Source organism: Afifella marina DSM 2698, from assembly GCF_900102695.1.
Taxonomy (GTDB): domain Bacteria; phylum Pseudomonadota; class Alphaproteobacteria; order Rhizobiales; family Afifellaceae; genus Afifella; species Afifella marina.
On record NZ_FMVW01000005.1, the window covers coordinates 104,911 to 119,947 of the forward strand.

The window sequence follows — 15,037 nt, forward strand, 5'->3', positions numbered from 1 at the left end:
AAGTTCTGCAACGTCACCTCGAGGGGGTTACATGTCGAAGTTTCGGTCGATCGGGTTACGTCTCGCCCTGGCGAGCGTCGGCCTTATCGCTTTTCTTTTAATCATCGGGATCGCCACGATCTCCACTTTCGTCACGAATTCGGTCAACGAGCTGGCGACGCAGCGGCTGGAAGAGACCGGGCAGGCGCAAGCGCAGAATGTGCGCAGCCGGCTCGGCGGAATGATGCAGACCGCCAAGACCCTCGACAGTTCGGTCGAGGCGTTGATGGAGACGGGGTATCGTGAACGCGCCGGCGCAACGCGGCTCCTGGAGCAGATGATGGAGCGGGATGCCGCTCTCGCGGGAGCCTGGCTCGTGTTCGAGCCGAACCTCTTCGACGGACGCGACGCAGAGCTGGCAGGCCAGGCCGGCGTCAAGACGCAGACCGCAACCGGCCGCTTTGCACCCTATTACTACAATTACGGTTCCGGCCTGCAGGCGACGAGCGCGGGAAACACCGATCTGCCGTGGTATCAGGAGCCTTTCCAGAGCGGCCGCGCCTTCATGACGGACCCGACGATCTACACGATCGACGGCAAGGACATCATGCTGGCTTCGGCCGCGTTTCCGCTCGAGGTCGATGGGAAGACGGTCGGCGTAGCGGGCGTCGATATCGAGCTTTCGGGTCTTTCGAAGGAATTTGGCGCGATCCATCCTTATGATGTCGGCCATGTGCGCCTCGTGTCGCATGGCGGGTTGTGGACGGCGACGGACGAAGCGGAAAATCTCGGCAAGTCCGTCCGCGAGACGGCGCCGGAGCTGGCGACCGGGATCGACAAGGCGCTGAGTGAGGGAACCCGGCAGCTCGTGCGTGACGAGGCTGGTATCCTTCACATTATCGTACCGACGCCGATCCAGGATTTCGGGCGCAATTGGGCGGTCATCGTCTCGGTGCCGGAGGCGGTTATCCTGCGCCCGGCGCACCAGCTGTCGCAATGGCTCGTGATCGGAGGATTGGCGCTGGTGGTGCTGCTTGGGGCGGTGCTTGCGCTCCTGACGCACCGCATGATCCGCCGGCCGCTGGCACGCAGCGTCGGCACGATCCGCGCGCTCCAGGGCGGGCATCTCGATACGCCGATCGTCGATACCGACCGTAACGACGAGATCGGCGACATCAACAGCGCCCTTTCCGATTTCAAGGTGAGCATGATCAAGGCGGAAGAACTTGCCGCCGAGCAGACCCGCGAGCGGGAGCTGAGGGAAAAGCGGGCAAGCCGGATCGAGGCGCTCAACGCCCGCTTCGACGAGGCGGTTTCGGAAATTCTCGAAACGGTCGGGGCGTCCGCCACGACACTCAAGCTCACCGCTCAGAACATGTCGGCGATCGCGGAGGAAACGAGCAGCCAGGCGACCACGGTTGCCGCCGCTTCCGAACAGGCCTCGACGAATGTGCAGACCGTCTCGGCCGCGGCCGAAGAATTGTCGTCCTCCGTCCAGGAAATTGCCCGTCAGGTGCAGCAATCGACCGACATGGCGAAGACCGTGAGCGACAGTGCCGAGCAGAGCCGCGGCGTGGTGCAGGGGCTTGCCGCCTCTGTGAAGAAGATCGACGAGGTCGTGCACCTGATCGCCGATATCGCCAACCAGACGAACCTGCTTGCGCTCAATGCGACGATCGAGGCGGCGAGAGCCGGCGAATCCGGCAAGGGCTTTGCGGTCGTTGCCGCCGAGGTGAAAAGCCTCGCCACGCAGACGGCGAAGGCCACCGAAGACATCAGCCGGCAGATCGGCGATGTGCAGACCGGAACGGGCAGCGCCGTGGAGGCGATCGAGAATATCGTCGCCGCCATTCAGGAGGTGAGCGAGGTCACTGTCGCGATCGCCGGATCGGTGGAAGAGCAGAACGTGGCCACCCAGGAGATCGCCCGCAACGTCCATGAGGCGGCGTCCGGCACCCAGGAGGTGTCGAGCACCATCGTCGGCGTGACGCAGGCGGCGGGCGAGACGGGCTCCGCTTCGGGCCAGGTGCTGTCGGCCGCCGAGGAGCTCAACCAGCATGCCGGCTCGCTGCGGGCCATGGTGCGCGAATTCCTGGAGGATGTGCGCGCCGCGTAAGGGGCGGCAGGTCGCCTCACCGAAAAGATATCCGAAGCTCTCTCCCGGTCGGTCGAAATGACCGGCCGGGATTGCTAGATATCGATGCGTGACGAGGCGATCAGCCAGGGAGACGAGGATGAACGAGGCTTCGAACAAATCCTCCGAAGAGGGAATTCAGGCCGAAACGGCGGCGCCGCGCCGTGAGCTTCCGGAGGCCGCCAAACGAGCTCTCGCCGAAGCCGAAGAGCGCCGCAGACAAGAGGCCGAGGCGCGTGCCGCCGCAGAGGCGGCCCGGGCCAAAGAATTGAACGGGGCAGAAGGCCCCGAGCCGGTGCGCTTCGGCGACTGGGAGCGCAAAGGCCGCGCGATCGATTTTTGAATCCTGATCAGGGCAAATTGATCAGGGGGAAGACGAGCCGGCGTGTTTGCCGGCTTCAAAGCCGCGACAGGCGAGGGCCACGACGCGGGGGATCGGGCTTTGCGATGCGACATAGCCTTGGATCGCTCTCAGGCTGCGGCCGAGCTCGGCTGCTGCGGCGTGACGGGTGAGATTATTGCGCCTCAAGAACGCCTCGAAATCGGCCCCGGTCATCTGTTCTTCCGCGAGACGTTCCACGCTCGTGGCAGCCATATCGATCCGGCCGCCATCCCATTCGAGCGTCTCACCCTCATCGGCAAGAACGAGGTCGGCGAAAAGGGCAGGATCGTCGCGAAGCGGCGCGTAAATCCTGAACTGGCCGATCAGCGGCGAGAGGTCGATGATTTCAGAACGGCCCCGGCGCGGCCCTTCTGCCCAGTCCACCGCAACACTGAGACCGGCAAGGGGACGAGCCGCCGCAAGGCGTGGCATTGGCCTCGGATCCCGGCCCGAAGCTTGAGGCAAGGACTCAATCGCGCTCATTGTACTCACCCCATTTTTGCATCAGCAGTGCCTTGTTCTTCCCCGCCCATTCCAGTGCCTCTTTCGTTCCGCCCACTGGGGACGAGCCGCGGGTGATCTGCAATGAGCGGATATCGACGACGCATGACCATCCATGACTCTTCAAGTGAAAATGGGGAGGAAGATGGTCGTCAGCGTAAATCACCAGCTTGCACGCCGCGAAGGACTGAACGGTCGGCATGTGTGAACCCAATCTATGCAATGATTGCATAGTTTTCCAGATGGGGAACGACGTCCAGCGCCTTTATGATCGCGCGGTCCGACCGATTTCAATCGACTGCGCTCCCCGCAGGCAATCGCATATTGTCAATTAACCGGCATCCGCTATTATAGGAACATGTTCCTATTGCGATTCGCCCTGTCGGTTTCGGTTCTTTTCTCGACGGCCTTTCCGGCTGCAGCGGGTTCCGAGCTGCCGGGGCTCTACCGGGCGGTGGTGGAGCGTGTCGTCGATGGCGATACGCTGGCGGTGCGGGCGACGATCTGGCTCGACCAGGAGGTGCGGGTTCTGGTGCGGCTTCGCGGCATCGACGCGCCGGAGCTTCGCGCGCGTTGCCTGGCGGAAAAGTTGCAGGCTCTGGCGGCGACGGATGCGCTCGCCGCGCTCGTCACCGATCCGGCCGTCACCTTGAGCGAGGTGGAGGGCGACAAATATGGCGGGCGGGTGGTTGCGGATGTGCGCGATGCGAAGGGCCGCGATCTCGGCGCGCTGCTGCTGCAGGAGGGGCTGGTGCGGGCCTATGCCGGCGGCCATCGCGATAGCTGGTGCGGACAGCTTTCACTCAAGGGCGAGTGAGCCCCGATGTTCGACGAGGCGGCGGCGGGGCGGCGGCTTGGCCGGCCGCCCCGATCTCTGACATGCCTCGTTTTCTGACGCGCCCCGATTTCTGATGCCGGTTGGCTTCAGACTTCGACGAGCTTGTCGGGCAGTTCGTTGGGATTTTCCGCGCCCGCGGGAATATGCTCGGCGAGGATTTTTCCGCAGGCTGAGATCGCCTTTACCAGGCCGTCGGCAAGGGCACCCTTGCGGCTGTCCTCGATGAGCTCGGCCACGATCTCGTCCCAGATGCTCTGGTCGACATGGGCGTCGATGCCCTGATCGGCGATGATCGCCGCATAGCGTTCCGCCACGGACACGAAGATCAGGATGCCGGTGCGGCCGGCGGTTTCGTGGAGATTGTGGGCCATGAATTGCTGCATGGCGTGGCGTTCGGCGCGCTGGCGGCGGACGAATTCCGGCACCAGGAGGGGCCGGAGCGAGGGCAGCGAGGCGAGGAGCCCGAGAAGGATCACGAGCACGATCTGGCCGGCCGCGACGACGCGCGCATCGAGGCCGTCGCCCCAGAGGTCCGCCGATTGAGCGAGCCATTCATTGCCGGGCGCAGGCGCCGTGAGCCAGGCTTCGGCGAGCGGGTAGAGAAAGGCGACGGCAATGCCGGCAAAGAGGCTGGCAAGGGCCGCCCAGAGAAGCGGGATGAAGCGATAGCTGTCGCTCGTCTCTGCCGCCACGGCGAAGATCTCGCCGGAGGTGCCGCTTTCGGCCGCGCGGATCGCTTCGGCGACGCGGGTGTGTTCGGTGGGATCGAGAATGGCCATGTCCGTCTCCTACCAGCTGCCCGACGAGCCGCCGCCGCCGAAGGAGCCGCCGCCGCCGGAAAATCCGCCGCCGCCGCCGCCGCCAAAGCCGCCGCCGTAATTGTTGAGGCCCCCGATAAAGCCGCCGGTGCGGCGCCGGCCGCGCCCGCGCGGCCCGAAGAGGCCGGAGAACATGATGATGAAGAAGACCGCCATGAAGATCATGGTGACGATGGCGGGGCCCATATCGCCTTGCGGCTCACGCTCCTTGGCGCGCTCCACCCAGGCTGCGCGGTCGCCGGCGAGGACGGTGACGATGTCTTCGACGCCGCGCTTGATGCCGCCTGGAAAATCGCCCGCCTTGAAGCGGGGGATGATGGAGCCTTCGATGATGAGTTTGGAGATCGCATCGGTGAGGGTGGGCTCAAGGCCGTAGCCGACCTCGATCCTCACCTGGCGCTCGTTGGGCGCGACGAGGAGAAGGACGCCGTTGTCCTTGTCCTTCTGCCCGATTTGCCAGGCGCGGCCGAGATCGACGCCATATTGCTCGATGGAGCGGCCGTCGAGAGAGGGGACGGTGGCGATCACGAGCTGGTCGGAGGTTTTCTTTTCGAGATCGTCGGAAAGGGCGACGAGCTCCGCCTCCTGCGTCGGCGAGAGGAGATCGGCCGCATCGACGACGCGGCCGGTGAGTTTCGGGAAATCCTGGGCGGCGGCCGGCGCGACAAAGGCCGGCGCAGCGAGGATCAGAAAAGCAGCAATAAGGGCGCGCAAAACGTCTCTCGTCTCAGATCAATTGCCGGTGCCGGTCGCGGGCTCGTTGGCCGGCTGGTTCTCGTTGGCGGGAGCGGTCTCGTTGGCCGGGGCATTGAAATTCACCCCCGGCGCATTGCTGCCGCCGAAATCGACCTGCGGGGCGTTGGCGTTTTCAGGTGCGGTCTCGAAATTCGCCATGGGCTCGTAGCCGGAATAAAGCGTCGCCGCCCAGAGCCGGCCCGGGAAGGTCTTGAGCTCGGTGTTGTATTTGCGCACGGCCTCGATGTAGTCGCGGCGCGCCACCGCGATGCGGTTTTCCGTGCCTTCGAGCTGCGATTGCAGCGCCAGGAAGTTCTGGTTGGATTTGAGATCGGGATAATTCTCGGTGATGGCGAGAAGCCGGCCGAGGGCGGCGCCGAGCTCGCCCTGCGCCTCCTGATAGCGGCGCATGGCTTCCGGATCCGTCGGATCGACGTTGAGATTGGTCTGCGTCGCCTTGGAGCGGGCCTCCACGACGGAGGTCAGGACGTCTTTTTCCTGCCGGGCAAAGCCCTTCACCGTCTCAACGAGGTTCGGGACGAGATCGGCACGGCGCTGATACTGGTTCTCGACCTGGCTCCAGGCGGCCTTCGCCTGTTCCTCGTAGGTCGGAATGGTGTTGACGCCGCAAGAGGCGAGAAAGATGGCCACGAAGCCGATGAAAGCGATGCGAAGGCCGGTGAGCGGGCGCATGAAAACCTCCGGTGAGTGCGGGCGAAAGGTAGTGCCGCATGTTTGGGGCGCAAGCGACAATCGTGGGTGATTTGGCCAAAAGGTGGGAATTTGCCGCGGATTGCACCCGCCTAAGCGCCGGCACGGCGTCCTGCGAGAAGCCAATAGACGAAGGCGCCGACCGTGCCCGCGGCGGCGAAGATGGCAATGTCGGAGAATTCGGACGCCGGCGGCCCGGCAATACCGAGGATGGTCGCGGCCGAGCCGACCACCGCGCCGAAGACGAGATGCAGGATGAGCGAGCGCCAGCCGAAGCTTTCGGCAAACAAGATCATCAGGAAGGAGGGGATGCCTGCGACGGCGCCGACGACAAAGGCCGCGAAGAAGGAGACGAGGGCCGCCTTGAAGGCGTAATCCTGAAGCGGCTCACCGGGATGAAGCTCCGGCGGGACGGAGAAATACAGAACCGTCGCCGCCGCCCAGCAGGCGGCGATGAAAGCGATCGGTATGAGGAGGATGATCCGCCAGATCCGGGCCATGCCGGAGGCGCTCAGCCTTCCGCCGCAAGCGCCGGCGCTGTTTCGCGCTCGCGCTTTTTGAGGCGCTCGCTAGCGCTCTTCAACTGGCCGCAGGCGGCGAAGATGTCACGCCCGCGCGGGGTGCGGATCGGCGAGGCGTAGCCGGCGCGGTTCACCACCTCGGCGAAACGCTCGATCTGATCCCAGTCGGAGCATTGATAGGGGCTACCGGGCCAGGGATTGAACGGGATGAGATTGATTTTCGCCGGGATGCCTTTGAGGAGCCGCACGAGCTCCTTCGCCTCGGCGAGCGAATCGTTGATGCCCTCCAGCATCACATATTCGAAGGTGATGCGCCGGGCGTTCGACAGGCCCGGATAGGCGCGGCAGGCGTCGAGAAGCTCGGCGATCGGCCATTTGCGGTTGATCGGCACGATCTCGTCGCGAAGATCGTCGCGCACGGCATGGAGCGAAATCGCCAGCATGCAGCCGATCTCCTCACCGGTGCGGAAAATGCCGGGCACCACGCCCGAAGTCGACAGCGTGATGCGCCGCTTCGACAGGGACAGGCCCTCGCCATCGGAGGCGATCAGAAGCGCGTCGCGCACATTCTCGAAATTATAAAGCGGCTCGCCCATGCCCATCATGACGATGTTGGAGACGAGGCGGCCTTCCGTCGGGACGATCGCTCCCTGCGGCGTGGCGAGATCGGGAAAATCGCCGATGCGCTCGCGTGCCACCAGGATCTGCGAGACGATCTCGCCGGGCGTCAGGTTGCGCACGAGCTTCTGCGTGCCGGTGTGGCAGAAGGTGCAGTTCAAGGTGCAGCCGACCTGGCTCGACACGCAGAGCGTGCCGCGGCCCTCTTCGGGGATATAGACGGTTTCCACATCGACCGGGCGGCCCGCCGTCGGGCCGGGACGATCGGCGCCTTGCGCCGGAAACCGCATCAGCCATTTGCGCGTGCCGTCGACGGAAATCTGCTCGGAGACGATTTCCGGGCGGGCAATGGCAAAGGTGTCGCCGAGAGCGGCGCGCAGCTCCTTGCCCATATTGGTCATGGCGTCGAAGGAGGTGGCGCCGCGCAGATAGAGCCAGTGCCAGAGCTGGTTGACGCGCATGCGGCGCTGCCGTTCCGGCACGCCAATTTCGCCCAGCGCATCGGCGAGCTCCTCGCGGCTCAGGCCGACGAGGGAGCGGCGGACGGCGGAAACATCCGTGGAAAGCGGCTGTGCAGACGCGTCGAAGCGCGGCGCAGCCGCGGGTGTGGCAAGGCTCATATCGTTCATGGCGGTGTCGAAGGTGGGTCTTAGCACAGGCTCATGCAAACGAAAACGGACCGCCCGCAGGACGGTCCGCTTCGAAAATCTCGGCTTGTGGCCGTTATTTACATTCGGAAGCGACCTTGTTGCTCGCCGCCGTCACCCCGGAAAGGGAGAATTGATAGCTCGTCTCGTTGCCGCGGCGCGATGTCCCGGTCACCGTCATCTGGCGCCCGCTCTTCATCGCCGCATAGAGCTGCGGCTCCTCGGCCTCGTTCAGAAGCCAGGCGCTGTCGCCCTTGGTGAACATCGTGAACTTCTTGCCGTCGATGTCGACGGTCACCGTCGACTTGTCCTCAAAGGCGTAGCCGACGACGAAATTCGCCTCATGGCCAATGTTCTCAGCCGGACTTGTGCGCACGAAGAAGGCGACTTTGCCGTGATTGAGATTCGACGGCATCTCCTTCTTCGGAGTTGAGTGGATGAAGCAGACGGTGCCCTTGTCGCCCGGATAGCTCCAGGCCGTCCAATCGTTGAACTGACCCAGCGAATTCGGCGTCTGAGCGAAGGCTGCGGTCGCGACGATCAAAAAGAGGCTCGTCAGAAATGTCCTTAGCATGCCTGTCCCGCAATCGATGGTTTCTACGAAGCCGCGCCGCATCGGCGAGGCGTCGGTCGTGATGGTCGCTCTAGAGATGCGTCATCGTGGTTACTAAATCATGAACCGAGCGTAGGCCACAGGCGAAGCCTGCCGGCATCCGTTTGACCGGCTCGATGCCGGGAGTGTTGTTTGGGAAAAAACGGCCAGATTTTGACGGAGGGGGCGTTTCCTCAGGCTTCGGCGCCCACTTCTTCCTCAAGTGCCGTCGTTGCGGCGGTGCGATGCTCCTCGCGAATGGAGGAGGAGACGGCGGCCAGCGCTGCAGCCAGAACCGAGGCGTCGTCGAGAAAACCAAGGCCGACGATGAAATCCGGCACGAGGTCGAAGGGGGAGACGAAATAAGCGAGGGCTGCGACCACCGTCAGCTTGGCGCGTGTCGGCGTGCGCGGATCGAGCATGGCGTAATAGGCCGACACAACTTCGTGCATGAAGGGAATTGTGCGCAGCGCCTTCCTGACCGTCGGCCAGAACCGGCGCTTGATTTCCGCTTCCTTGTCGGCCGCATCCTCCGGGCCGAGAATCTCGATATCAGGTACCGTACGTGCCATCTGGCGCTCCCATCTGATCGTGTTCAATTGGGGCGCGAGTGGTCCTTTCGCAAGACGCGGGGCTTGGCTAAGAGGAGGCTGAGCGAGGGAGAAGAGCCCGCCCGGCGGGTTTAAAGGGGAGGACAGAATGCAGCTCAATTCCGATATCGCAGCGATCGTGACCGGCGGGGCTTCGGGCCTCGGCGAGGCGACGGCGCGCATGCTCGCCCATCAGGGCGTGCGGGTGACGATCTTCGACATGAACGAGGAGCGCGGCCGGATGACGGCGGGCGACATCGCCGGAACGTTCGTGCCGGTCGACGTGACCGATGCCGCAAGCGTCGCGGCGGGCTTCGAGGCAGCGCGCAAGGCGCATGGCGTGGAGCGCATCCTGGTGAATTGCGCCGGCATCGCGCTCGGGCGCAAGACGCTTGGCACCGACCGCAAGACGGGCGAGCTCAAGGCGCACGACATGGCCTCGTTCCGCAAGGTGGTGGAGGTCAACCTCATCGGCACCTACCAGATGATCGCGCAATCGGTTCCGGAGATGTCGCAGTTGCAGCCGATCACGGCGGACGGCTGCCGGGGCGTCATCGTCATGACCTCTTCGGTGGCGGCGACGGACGGGCAGATCGGCCAGGCGGCCTATGCCGCCTCCAAGGGCGGCGTTCTCGGCATGACGCTGCCGGTCGCGCGCGACCTCACCGAATACGGCATTCGCGTCTGCGCCATTCAGCCCGGCGTGTTCGAGACGCCGATGGTCTCCGGCATGCCGGAGAAAGTGCGCGAGAGCCTCGCCGCCGGCGTGCCGTTTCCGAAACGTCTCGGTCAGGCGCACGAATATGCGCATGTCGTGAAGTTCATCTGCGAGAACGATTATATGAACGGCGAATCGATCCGCCTCGATGGAGCGATCCGCCTCGCGCCGCGGTGAGGGGGCGGGTGCAGACGCCTGCACCGGCGAAAGCCGGTGCGGTTGTCCGGTGTGATTTGCGCGGTGGATGGGCAGGTCAGCTTACCGCGTCCGCAAGACGAGGAATGCTGCAAACGCCCGCTTTGCTTGAGCGGGGACCCTATCGAACCTGTCCAGCACAGCTTCTGTCTGCTCGATATCAAGCAAAACGTCAGATTTGTAGAAAGTTTCGCTCGGATCGTAATCGGCAATTTGCCGTTTCTCCTGCATTGCGACGAAGCGCAGTGCAAAGTCCTGCAATTCTTGCGGAAAGCCAACTAACGCAGATGTGTTGTTGCATCGGCTTTTCGCCGTTCCGTGATCGAGTGCGCGATAGGCCTGAAGCCAAGCGGCATCGCTGCGGGCCGACCCGGTTCCACCGATAAACAGATCCGCAGTTGTCTTCGCCAGGGTGTGAAAGAGCGCGTAATAGACCGAGCTGGTGGCGCGTCTCAGATTCGCCTGGCGCGGCTTGCCATGGCCAGATCGGGTGAGATCTCGCGCAGTTTCGAGCAGGTCACGCGGCTTCACCCATCAGACCCTTCGCCTCGTTGCGTGCGATGAACGAAAACAACGGAAACCCGAACTCGCCAAGGTCGCGCAGCTTCGGAAGGATATGACGTGTCAACATCGATAGCTTGCCTGCGTCGACGTCCTTGGCGTGTCCGTCGAAGATCACATCGATCCGGATGAGATCGTCGCCGTCGCGACCGCTTTCCTCCCGCACATTGATCTGCACGATCCGCATGTCGGCGAGTTCAGTCGCGAACACGTCCTTCACAAGGTTGCGTATGTCGCTGCCCCTGAACTTATGCGGCATGGCAAGTAACCTGCACTGACAAATATCTATATGTGTACGTTACGCCGTTCTCTAGGCGCCGACAATGAGAAACCCGCGCGACGAAACAGGCTGGCGAAGGGCGGCTGGTCGATATTTGGCTCGCTCTGCGCCGAATAACTCCGCTTTGCTTGGGCCTCCGCTGACGGATGATCGCGGTCACGCTCGGATGGTGCCGAAGGCCTTCCTGCCGCAGGTAAGCTTTGCTCTGGCCACAAAAAAGGGGCGCCGGAGCGCCCCTTTCGCGAACTCTGATGTCGGGCGGCGTCAGTAGACGCGCTTCTTCGGCTCGATATAGGGCACGTCGTTCGACATGGTGTAGGTGTGCACCGGCCGGTCTTCGAGGCGCACCGTGTGGGCGGCATCGTCGATGAAGGCGAGGCTGTGCTTCATCCAGTTCTGGTCGTCGCGCTCCGGGAAATCCTCGCGCGCGTGGGCGCCGCGGCTTTCGTGCCGGTTGGCGGCCGCTTCCATCGTCACCACCGCCTGGGTGATGAGGTTCTGGAATTCCATCGTCTCGACGAGATCGCTGTTCCAGATGAGGGAGCGGTCGGTGACGCCGATGTCTTCGGCGCCGCGCCAGACTTCGTCGATCAGCTTGCGGCCTTCCTCGAGCACCGGGCCGTCGCGGAAGACGGCGCAGTTCGACTGCATCACCTTCTGCATGCGGTCGCGCAGCGCCGCCGTCGGCGTGCCGCCCTTGGCGTAGCGGGCGCGGTCGAGACGGGAGAGCGCGAAATCGTCGGAGCCCGCGGGAAGATCCGGATGGCGCTCGCCGGGGGTCACCGTTTCGGCGCAGCGATCGCCGACGGCCCGGCCGAAGACGACGAGGTCGATGAGCGAGTTGGAGCCGAGGCGGTTGGCGCCGTGGACGGAGACGCAGGCGGCCTCGCCGACGGCCATCAGGCCCGGCACGACGGTATCGGGATCGCCGCCGACCTTGGTCAGCACTTCGCCGTGATAGTTCGTCGGCACGCCGCCCATATTGTAGTGGACGGTCGGGAGGACCGGGATCGGCTCCTTGGTGACGTCGACGCCAGCGAAGATTTTTGCGGTTTCAGAGATGCCCGGCAGGCGCTCGTGCAGGACGGCCGGATCGAGATGCTCAAGGTGCAGCTCGATATGGTCCTTCTCCTTGCCGACGCCGCGGCCTTCGCGGATTTCGATGGTCATGGCGCGCGAAACGACGTCGCGGGAGGCGAGATCCTTCGCGGACGGCGCGTAACGCTCCATGAAGCGCTCGCCTTCGGAGTTCGTCAGATAGCCGCCCTCGCCGCGCGAGCCCTCGGTGATGAGGCAGCCGGCGCCATAGATGCCGGTCGGGTGGAACTGCACGAATTCCATGTCCTGCAGCGGCAGGCCGGCGCGCAAGACCATGCCGTTGCCGTCGCCGGTGCAGATATGCGCCGAGGTGCAGGAGAAATAGGCGCGGCCGTAACCGCCGGTCGCCAGAATCGTCTTATGGGCGCGGAAGCGGTGGAGAGAGCCGTCTTCCAGGCAGAGCGCGATGACGCCGCGGCACTGGCCTTCGTCCATGATCAGATCGATGGCGAAATATTCGATGTAGAATTCCGCCGAATGCTTCAGCGCCTGGCCGTACATGGTGTGCAGCATGGCGTGGCCGGTGCGGTCGGCGGCGGCGCAGGTGCGCTGTGCCGTGCCTTCGCCGAAGCGGGTGGTCATGCCGCCGAAGGGACGCTGATAGATCTTGCCCTCTTCGGTGCGCGAGAAGGGCACGCCCCAATGCTCGAGCTCGTAGACGGCTTTCGGCGCGTTGCGGCAGAGATATTCGATGGCGTCCTGGTCGCCGAGCCAGTCCGACCCTTTGACGGTGTCGTACATGTGCCAGCGCCAGTCGTCCTCGCCCATATTGCCGAGGGCCGCCGAGATGCCGCCCTGGGCGGCGACCGTGTGGGAGCGGGTCGGGAAGACCTTGCTGATGCAGGCGGTCTTGAGGCCGGCCTGCGAGGCGCCGAGTGCTGCCCGAAGGCCCGCGCCGCCCGCACCGATGACAACCACGTCGAAGGCATGGTCGATGATCGGATAGGCTTTGCCGTTTTGTTTGGGGGCGCTTGTCGCGCCGTTCGATTGTCCGTTCTGGCCGTTGGTCGCCAAGTCAGCCTCCAAGGGCGATGATCAGGATGGAAAGGATGCCGAGGATGGCCATCGCGTAGGTGAAGAGGGTGTTGGCGAGATAGCTCAACACCTTCACACCTTCGTGGTGGATGTAATCCTCGATCACCGATTCCATGCCGATGCGCATGTGCAAAGAGAGATTGAAGGTGAGGCCGATGAGGATCGCCGCGATGAAGGGGTTGGCGATGCGGTCATGGGCCGTCTGGTAATCCGCCCCGACGAGGGAGGCGAGGATCAAGAGGAAGGCGAGAACCAGCGGGATGTTGGCGAAGGCCGTGATCCGCTGCTGGATGAAATGGCCGGTGCCCTCCTTGGCGGAGCCGCGGCCGCGGGCTTTTGCAAGCGGTGTGCGCATGACGGGGCCTTTCTAGAGGGCGAGGAGGATGACGATCCACAAAAGCAGGGTGAGGCCGACGGAGCCGGCGAGCGACGCCCAGGCGAGCTTCTGCGTCACGGGCTTGTCGTAGCCTGCGCCCGTGTCCCAGATGAAGTGGCGGATGGCGCCCATCAGATGCTGCATGAGCACCCAGGTGTAGCCGAAGAGGACCAGCCAGCCGAAGGGCGAGCCGAAGAACCAAGTCGCCCAGCCATAGGCTTCCGGCCCCAAAGCGAGGGCGACGATCCAGCCAATGAAGAAAAGCGAGCCGATATAAAGGCCGATGCCGGTGATGCGGTGCAAGATCGAGGTGACCATGGTGATCGGCCAGCGGTAGATCTGCGTGAAGGGCGACAGTGGTCGCTGTCGTTCAGTCAAATCTTTCATCGAGCGCTCCTTGGCCCCTTCATAACGTGCCGGTCGGGTGTTGCAAACGCGCCGGTGGGATAATGCTCATACATGCCAGGCATGCGACGATTGGCTTTGCTCCGGCGCGCGCAAGCAAAGTCGCCGGCGCGAAGACATGCTGTGCTCTTTGTGCGACCGTTCATCAATAGTCGCTTAAGCGAAAATCGTCTCCTGCACTTTCGGCCTGCCAGTCGCCGTCGACGTCCTTGACGATCGCCTGGGCGCAGATCGTGCGCTTCGCCTCCGTGTCGAAGGTCATGGAGGGGGCGCCGTGCAATTGCCAGCCGCCATTGAGGGCGGCGGAGACGCGCTTGCAGAAGGCGGCGTCGTCGGGGCCGGTGAGAAGACGGTAGAGCTTCATGCTTGATCTCTGTCGGCGATTGCACGCGCTCTGGCAAGCAGGCTTTCGGTGACATGTAAATGCAGCCTTTCGACCATGCGTCCGTCGATGCCGATCGCGCCCTTGCCGGCATGTTCCGGCCGGGCGAAGGCGGCAACGATCGTCTCGGCTTCGGCGATCTCTTCGGCGCTCGGCGCAAAGATGCGGTTCGCGGTCTCGATCTGGCGGGGATGGATGAGGCTCTTGCCGTCGAAGCCGAGGGCGCGCGCCTGAGCGCATTCGGCCTCGAGACGGGCGTTGTCGCCGAAATCGTTCAAGACGCCGTCGATGGCGACAAGCCCATAGGCGCGGGCGGCGGCGATGACGCTCATCATCCAGGGCAGGAAGGCGCCGCGATCCGGGTCCGGCCTGACGCCCGTCTCCTTGGCGAGATCGTTGAGGCCGAGGACGAAGCCTTTGAGCGGCAGTCTTTGCGACGAGGCGGCGATTTCGGCGAGGTTGAGAAGCGCCTTCGGCGTCTCGATCATCGCCCAGAGCGCGGTGCGCTCCAGCGCGTCGGCCTGGTCGAGCGCGTCGGCGAGGATTTTGAGATCCGCCGCGCTTTCTACCTTCGGGACGAGAATGCCCTGCGGGCGCGCGGCGAGGGCGGCGAGAAGATCCTCCGTCGCCCATTGGCTCGAAAGACCGTTGATGCGCAAGATGACGGGTGCAGAGAAAGGCTCGGCGAGAGCATCGCGCAGCGCCTCGCGGGCGTCGTTCTTGGCGTCGGGGGCGACGGCGTCTTCGAGATCGACGATGATGGCGTCGGCGGCAAGGCCGCGCGCCTTGGCGAGAGCGCGGGGCTTGTCGGCCGGGACGTAAATGAGCGAGCGGAAGACAGGCGGCATGGGTCGTCTCCGAGAATCGTGTCCGGTTCGGGTGGAGGCCGCAGTCCCGGCCTGGCGCGGCCCGCGATCAGTC

The 15,037-nt window shown here is 64.2% G+C and carries 19 protein-coding genes and 1 pseudogene; 4 read left to right on the plus strand and 16 right to left on the minus strand.

Going from position 1 to position 15,037, the window contains the following annotated elements; all coding sequences use genetic code 11:
• Positions 1–31: 31 nt before the first annotated feature.
• The gene (locus tag BLP76_RS11760; RefSeq protein WP_092813085.1) at positions 32–2,095 is read left to right on the plus strand and encodes a methyl-accepting chemotaxis protein; all 2,064 of its coding nucleotides are present in this window, start codon (positions 32–34) and stop codon (positions 2,093–2,095) included.
• 118 nt (positions 2,096–2,213) lie between these two features.
• The gene (locus tag BLP76_RS11765; protein ID WP_092813088.1) at positions 2,214–2,456 is read left to right on the plus strand and encodes a DUF1674 domain-containing protein; all 243 of its coding nucleotides are present in this window, start codon (positions 2,214–2,216) and stop codon (positions 2,454–2,456) included.
• Between the two features lie 21 nt (positions 2,457–2,477).
• Here the strand turns inward: BLP76_RS11765 and BLP76_RS11770 are convergent, their stop codons facing one another.
• Positions 2,478–2,927, minus strand: a complete 450-nt coding sequence (locus BLP76_RS11770; protein WP_092813091.1) for a hypothetical protein — start codon at positions 2,925–2,927, stop codon at positions 2,478–2,480.
• Between the two features lie 37 nt (positions 2,928–2,964).
• On the minus strand, positions 2,965–3,198 hold the full coding sequence (locus BLP76_RS11775; protein ID WP_170130541.1) for a DUF4160 domain-containing protein: 234 nt from the start codon (positions 3,196–3,198) through the stop codon (positions 2,965–2,967).
• 156 nt (positions 3,199–3,354) lie between these two features.
• Here BLP76_RS11775 and BLP76_RS11780 point away from each other — a divergent pair, with 156 nt between their 5' ends.
• A complete protein-coding gene (locus BLP76_RS11780; protein WP_092813097.1) occupies positions 3,355–3,813 on the plus strand; it encodes a thermonuclease family protein in 459 nt (152 codons plus the stop codon).
• Positions 3,814–3,920: 107 nt separating this feature from the next.
• On the opposite strand, the gene BLP76_RS11785 is transcribed toward BLP76_RS11780, so the two are convergent.
• The 7 genes and pseudogenes from BLP76_RS11785 to BLP76_RS11815 all read right to left on the minus strand — a co-directional run bounded on the left by BLP76_RS11785 (position 3,921) and on the right by BLP76_RS11815 (position 9,048).
• Positions 3,921–4,613: a TPM domain-containing protein gene (locus tag BLP76_RS11785; protein WP_092813100.1), complete on the minus strand. Its 693-nt coding sequence runs from the start codon at positions 4,611–4,613 to the stop codon at positions 3,921–3,923.
• Between the two features lie 9 nt (positions 4,614–4,622).
• Entirely contained in the window at positions 4,623–5,366 is a 744-nt protein-coding gene (locus BLP76_RS11790) for a TPM domain-containing protein (RefSeq protein ID WP_092813103.1), read from the minus strand.
• 126 nt (positions 5,367–5,492) lie between these two features.
• A pseudogene (locus BLP76_RS11795) lies at positions 5,493–6,080 on the minus strand (LemA family protein); the annotation flags it as partial.
• Between the two features lie 110 nt (positions 6,081–6,190).
• The gene (locus tag BLP76_RS11800) at positions 6,191–6,598 is read right to left on the minus strand and encodes a hypothetical protein (protein ID WP_092813109.1); all 408 of its coding nucleotides are present in this window, start codon (positions 6,596–6,598) and stop codon (positions 6,191–6,193) included.
• A gap of 11 nt (positions 6,599–6,609) precedes the next feature.
• Positions 6,610–7,857: a dual-specificity RNA methyltransferase RlmN gene (gene rlmN, locus BLP76_RS11805; RefSeq protein ID WP_092813735.1), complete on the minus strand. Its 1,248-nt coding sequence runs from the start codon at positions 7,855–7,857 to the stop codon at positions 6,610–6,612.
• Between the two features lie 103 nt (positions 7,858–7,960).
• Positions 7,961–8,458 (minus strand): invasion associated locus B family protein, encoded by a 498-nt coding sequence (locus BLP76_RS11810; RefSeq protein WP_092813112.1) that lies wholly within the window; start codon positions 8,456–8,458, stop codon positions 7,961–7,963.
• Positions 8,459–8,670: 212 nt separating this feature from the next.
• Positions 8,671–9,048: a YkvA family protein gene (locus BLP76_RS11815; RefSeq protein ID WP_092813115.1), complete on the minus strand. Its 378-nt coding sequence runs from the start codon at positions 9,046–9,048 to the stop codon at positions 8,671–8,673.
• A gap of 127 nt (positions 9,049–9,175) precedes the next feature.
• Here BLP76_RS11815 and BLP76_RS11820 point away from each other — a divergent pair, with 127 nt between their 5' ends.
• Entirely contained in the window at positions 9,176–9,961 is a 786-nt protein-coding gene (locus tag BLP76_RS11820; protein WP_092813117.1) for an SDR family NAD(P)-dependent oxidoreductase, read from the plus strand.
• Positions 9,962–10,042: 81 nt separating this feature from the next.
• Here the strand turns inward: BLP76_RS11820 and BLP76_RS11825 are convergent, their stop codons facing one another.
• From BLP76_RS11825 to BLP76_RS11855, 7 genes are all read right to left on the minus strand, one after another.
• The gene (locus tag BLP76_RS11825; protein ID WP_092813120.1) at positions 10,043–10,510 is read right to left on the minus strand and encodes a hypothetical protein; all 468 of its coding nucleotides are present in this window, start codon (positions 10,508–10,510) and stop codon (positions 10,043–10,045) included.
• On the minus strand, positions 10,497–10,751 hold the full coding sequence (locus BLP76_RS11830) for a hypothetical protein (RefSeq protein WP_128290583.1): 255 nt from the start codon (positions 10,749–10,751) through the stop codon (positions 10,497–10,499). The genes BLP76_RS11825 and BLP76_RS11830 overlap by 14 nt, the downstream gene beginning before the upstream one ends.
• A 333-nt stretch (positions 10,752–11,084) precedes the next feature.
• Entirely contained in the window at positions 11,085–12,932 is a 1,848-nt protein-coding gene (sdhA, locus tag BLP76_RS11835; RefSeq protein WP_092813126.1) for a succinate dehydrogenase flavoprotein subunit, read from the minus strand.
• 1 nt (position 12,933) lies between these two features.
• Positions 12,934–13,308 (minus strand): succinate dehydrogenase, hydrophobic membrane anchor protein, encoded by a 375-nt coding sequence (gene sdhD / locus BLP76_RS11840; protein WP_092813129.1) that lies wholly within the window; start codon positions 13,306–13,308, stop codon positions 12,934–12,936.
• Between the two features lie 12 nt (positions 13,309–13,320).
• Positions 13,321–13,716, minus strand: a complete 396-nt coding sequence (gene sdhC, locus BLP76_RS11845) for a succinate dehydrogenase, cytochrome b556 subunit (protein WP_092813132.1) — start codon at positions 13,714–13,716, stop codon at positions 13,321–13,323.
• A gap of 163 nt (positions 13,717–13,879) precedes the next feature.
• The gene (locus tag BLP76_RS11850) at positions 13,880–14,098 is read right to left on the minus strand and encodes a DUF1737 domain-containing protein (protein ID WP_092813135.1); all 219 of its coding nucleotides are present in this window, start codon (positions 14,096–14,098) and stop codon (positions 13,880–13,882) included.
• Positions 14,095–14,964 carry an HpcH/HpaI aldolase/citrate lyase family protein gene (locus BLP76_RS11855; RefSeq protein ID WP_092813138.1) on the minus strand — a complete coding sequence of 290 codons (870 nt, stop codon included), beginning with the start codon at positions 14,962–14,964 and terminating at the stop codon, positions 14,095–14,097. The genes BLP76_RS11850 and BLP76_RS11855 overlap by 4 nt, the downstream gene beginning before the upstream one ends.
• Between the last annotated feature and the right edge of the window lie 73 nt (positions 14,965–15,037).

What these genes read in the sequence shown, in the direction of transcription:
- BLP76_RS11760 (WP_092813085.1), top strand. Translation starts at nt 32, where the DNA reads ATGTCGAAGTTTCGGTCGATCGGGTTACGTCTCGCCCTGGCGAGCGTC.
- BLP76_RS11765 (WP_092813088.1), top strand. Translation starts at nt 2,214, where the DNA reads ATGAACGAGGCTTCGAACAAATCCTCCGAAGAGGGAATTCAGGCCGAA.
- BLP76_RS11770 (WP_092813091.1), bottom strand. Translation starts at nt 2,927, where the DNA reads ATGCCACGCCTTGCGGCGGCTCGTCCCCTTGCCGGTCTCAGTGTTGCG.
- BLP76_RS11775 (WP_170130541.1), bottom strand. Translation starts at nt 3,198, where the DNA reads ATGCCGACCGTTCAGTCCTTCGCGGCGTGCAAGCTGGTGATTTACGCT.
- BLP76_RS11780 (WP_092813097.1), top strand. Translation starts at nt 3,355, where the DNA reads ATGTTCCTATTGCGATTCGCCCTGTCGGTTTCGGTTCTTTTCTCGACG.
- BLP76_RS11785 (WP_092813100.1), bottom strand. Translation starts at nt 4,613, where the DNA reads ATGGCCATTCTCGATCCCACCGAACACACCCGCGTCGCCGAAGCGATC.
- BLP76_RS11800 (WP_092813109.1), bottom strand. Translation starts at nt 6,598, where the DNA reads ATGGCCCGGATCTGGCGGATCATCCTCCTCATACCGATCGCTTTCATC.
- rlmN (WP_092813735.1), bottom strand. Translation starts at nt 7,857, where the DNA reads ATGAGCCTTGCCACACCCGCGGCTGCGCCGCGCTTCGACGCGTCTGCA.
- BLP76_RS11810 (WP_092813112.1), bottom strand. Translation starts at nt 8,458, where the DNA reads ATGCTAAGGACATTTCTGACGAGCCTCTTTTTGATCGTCGCGACCGCA.
- BLP76_RS11815 (WP_092813115.1), bottom strand. Translation starts at nt 9,048, where the DNA reads ATGGCACGTACGGTACCTGATATCGAGATTCTCGGCCCGGAGGATGCG.
- BLP76_RS11820 (WP_092813117.1), top strand. Translation starts at nt 9,176, where the DNA reads ATGCAGCTCAATTCCGATATCGCAGCGATCGTGACCGGCGGGGCTTCG.
- sdhD (WP_092813129.1), bottom strand. Translation starts at nt 13,308, where the DNA reads ATGCGCACACCGCTTGCAAAAGCCCGCGGCCGCGGCTCCGCCAAGGAG.
- sdhC (WP_092813132.1), bottom strand. Translation starts at nt 13,716, where the DNA reads ATGAAAGATTTGACTGAACGACAGCGACCACTGTCGCCCTTCACGCAG.
- BLP76_RS11850 (WP_092813135.1), bottom strand. Translation starts at nt 14,098, where the DNA reads ATGAAGCTCTACCGTCTTCTCACCGGCCCCGACGACGCCGCCTTCTGC.
- BLP76_RS11855 (WP_092813138.1), bottom strand. Translation starts at nt 14,964, where the DNA reads ATGCCGCCTGTCTTCCGCTCGCTCATTTACGTCCCGGCCGACAAGCCC.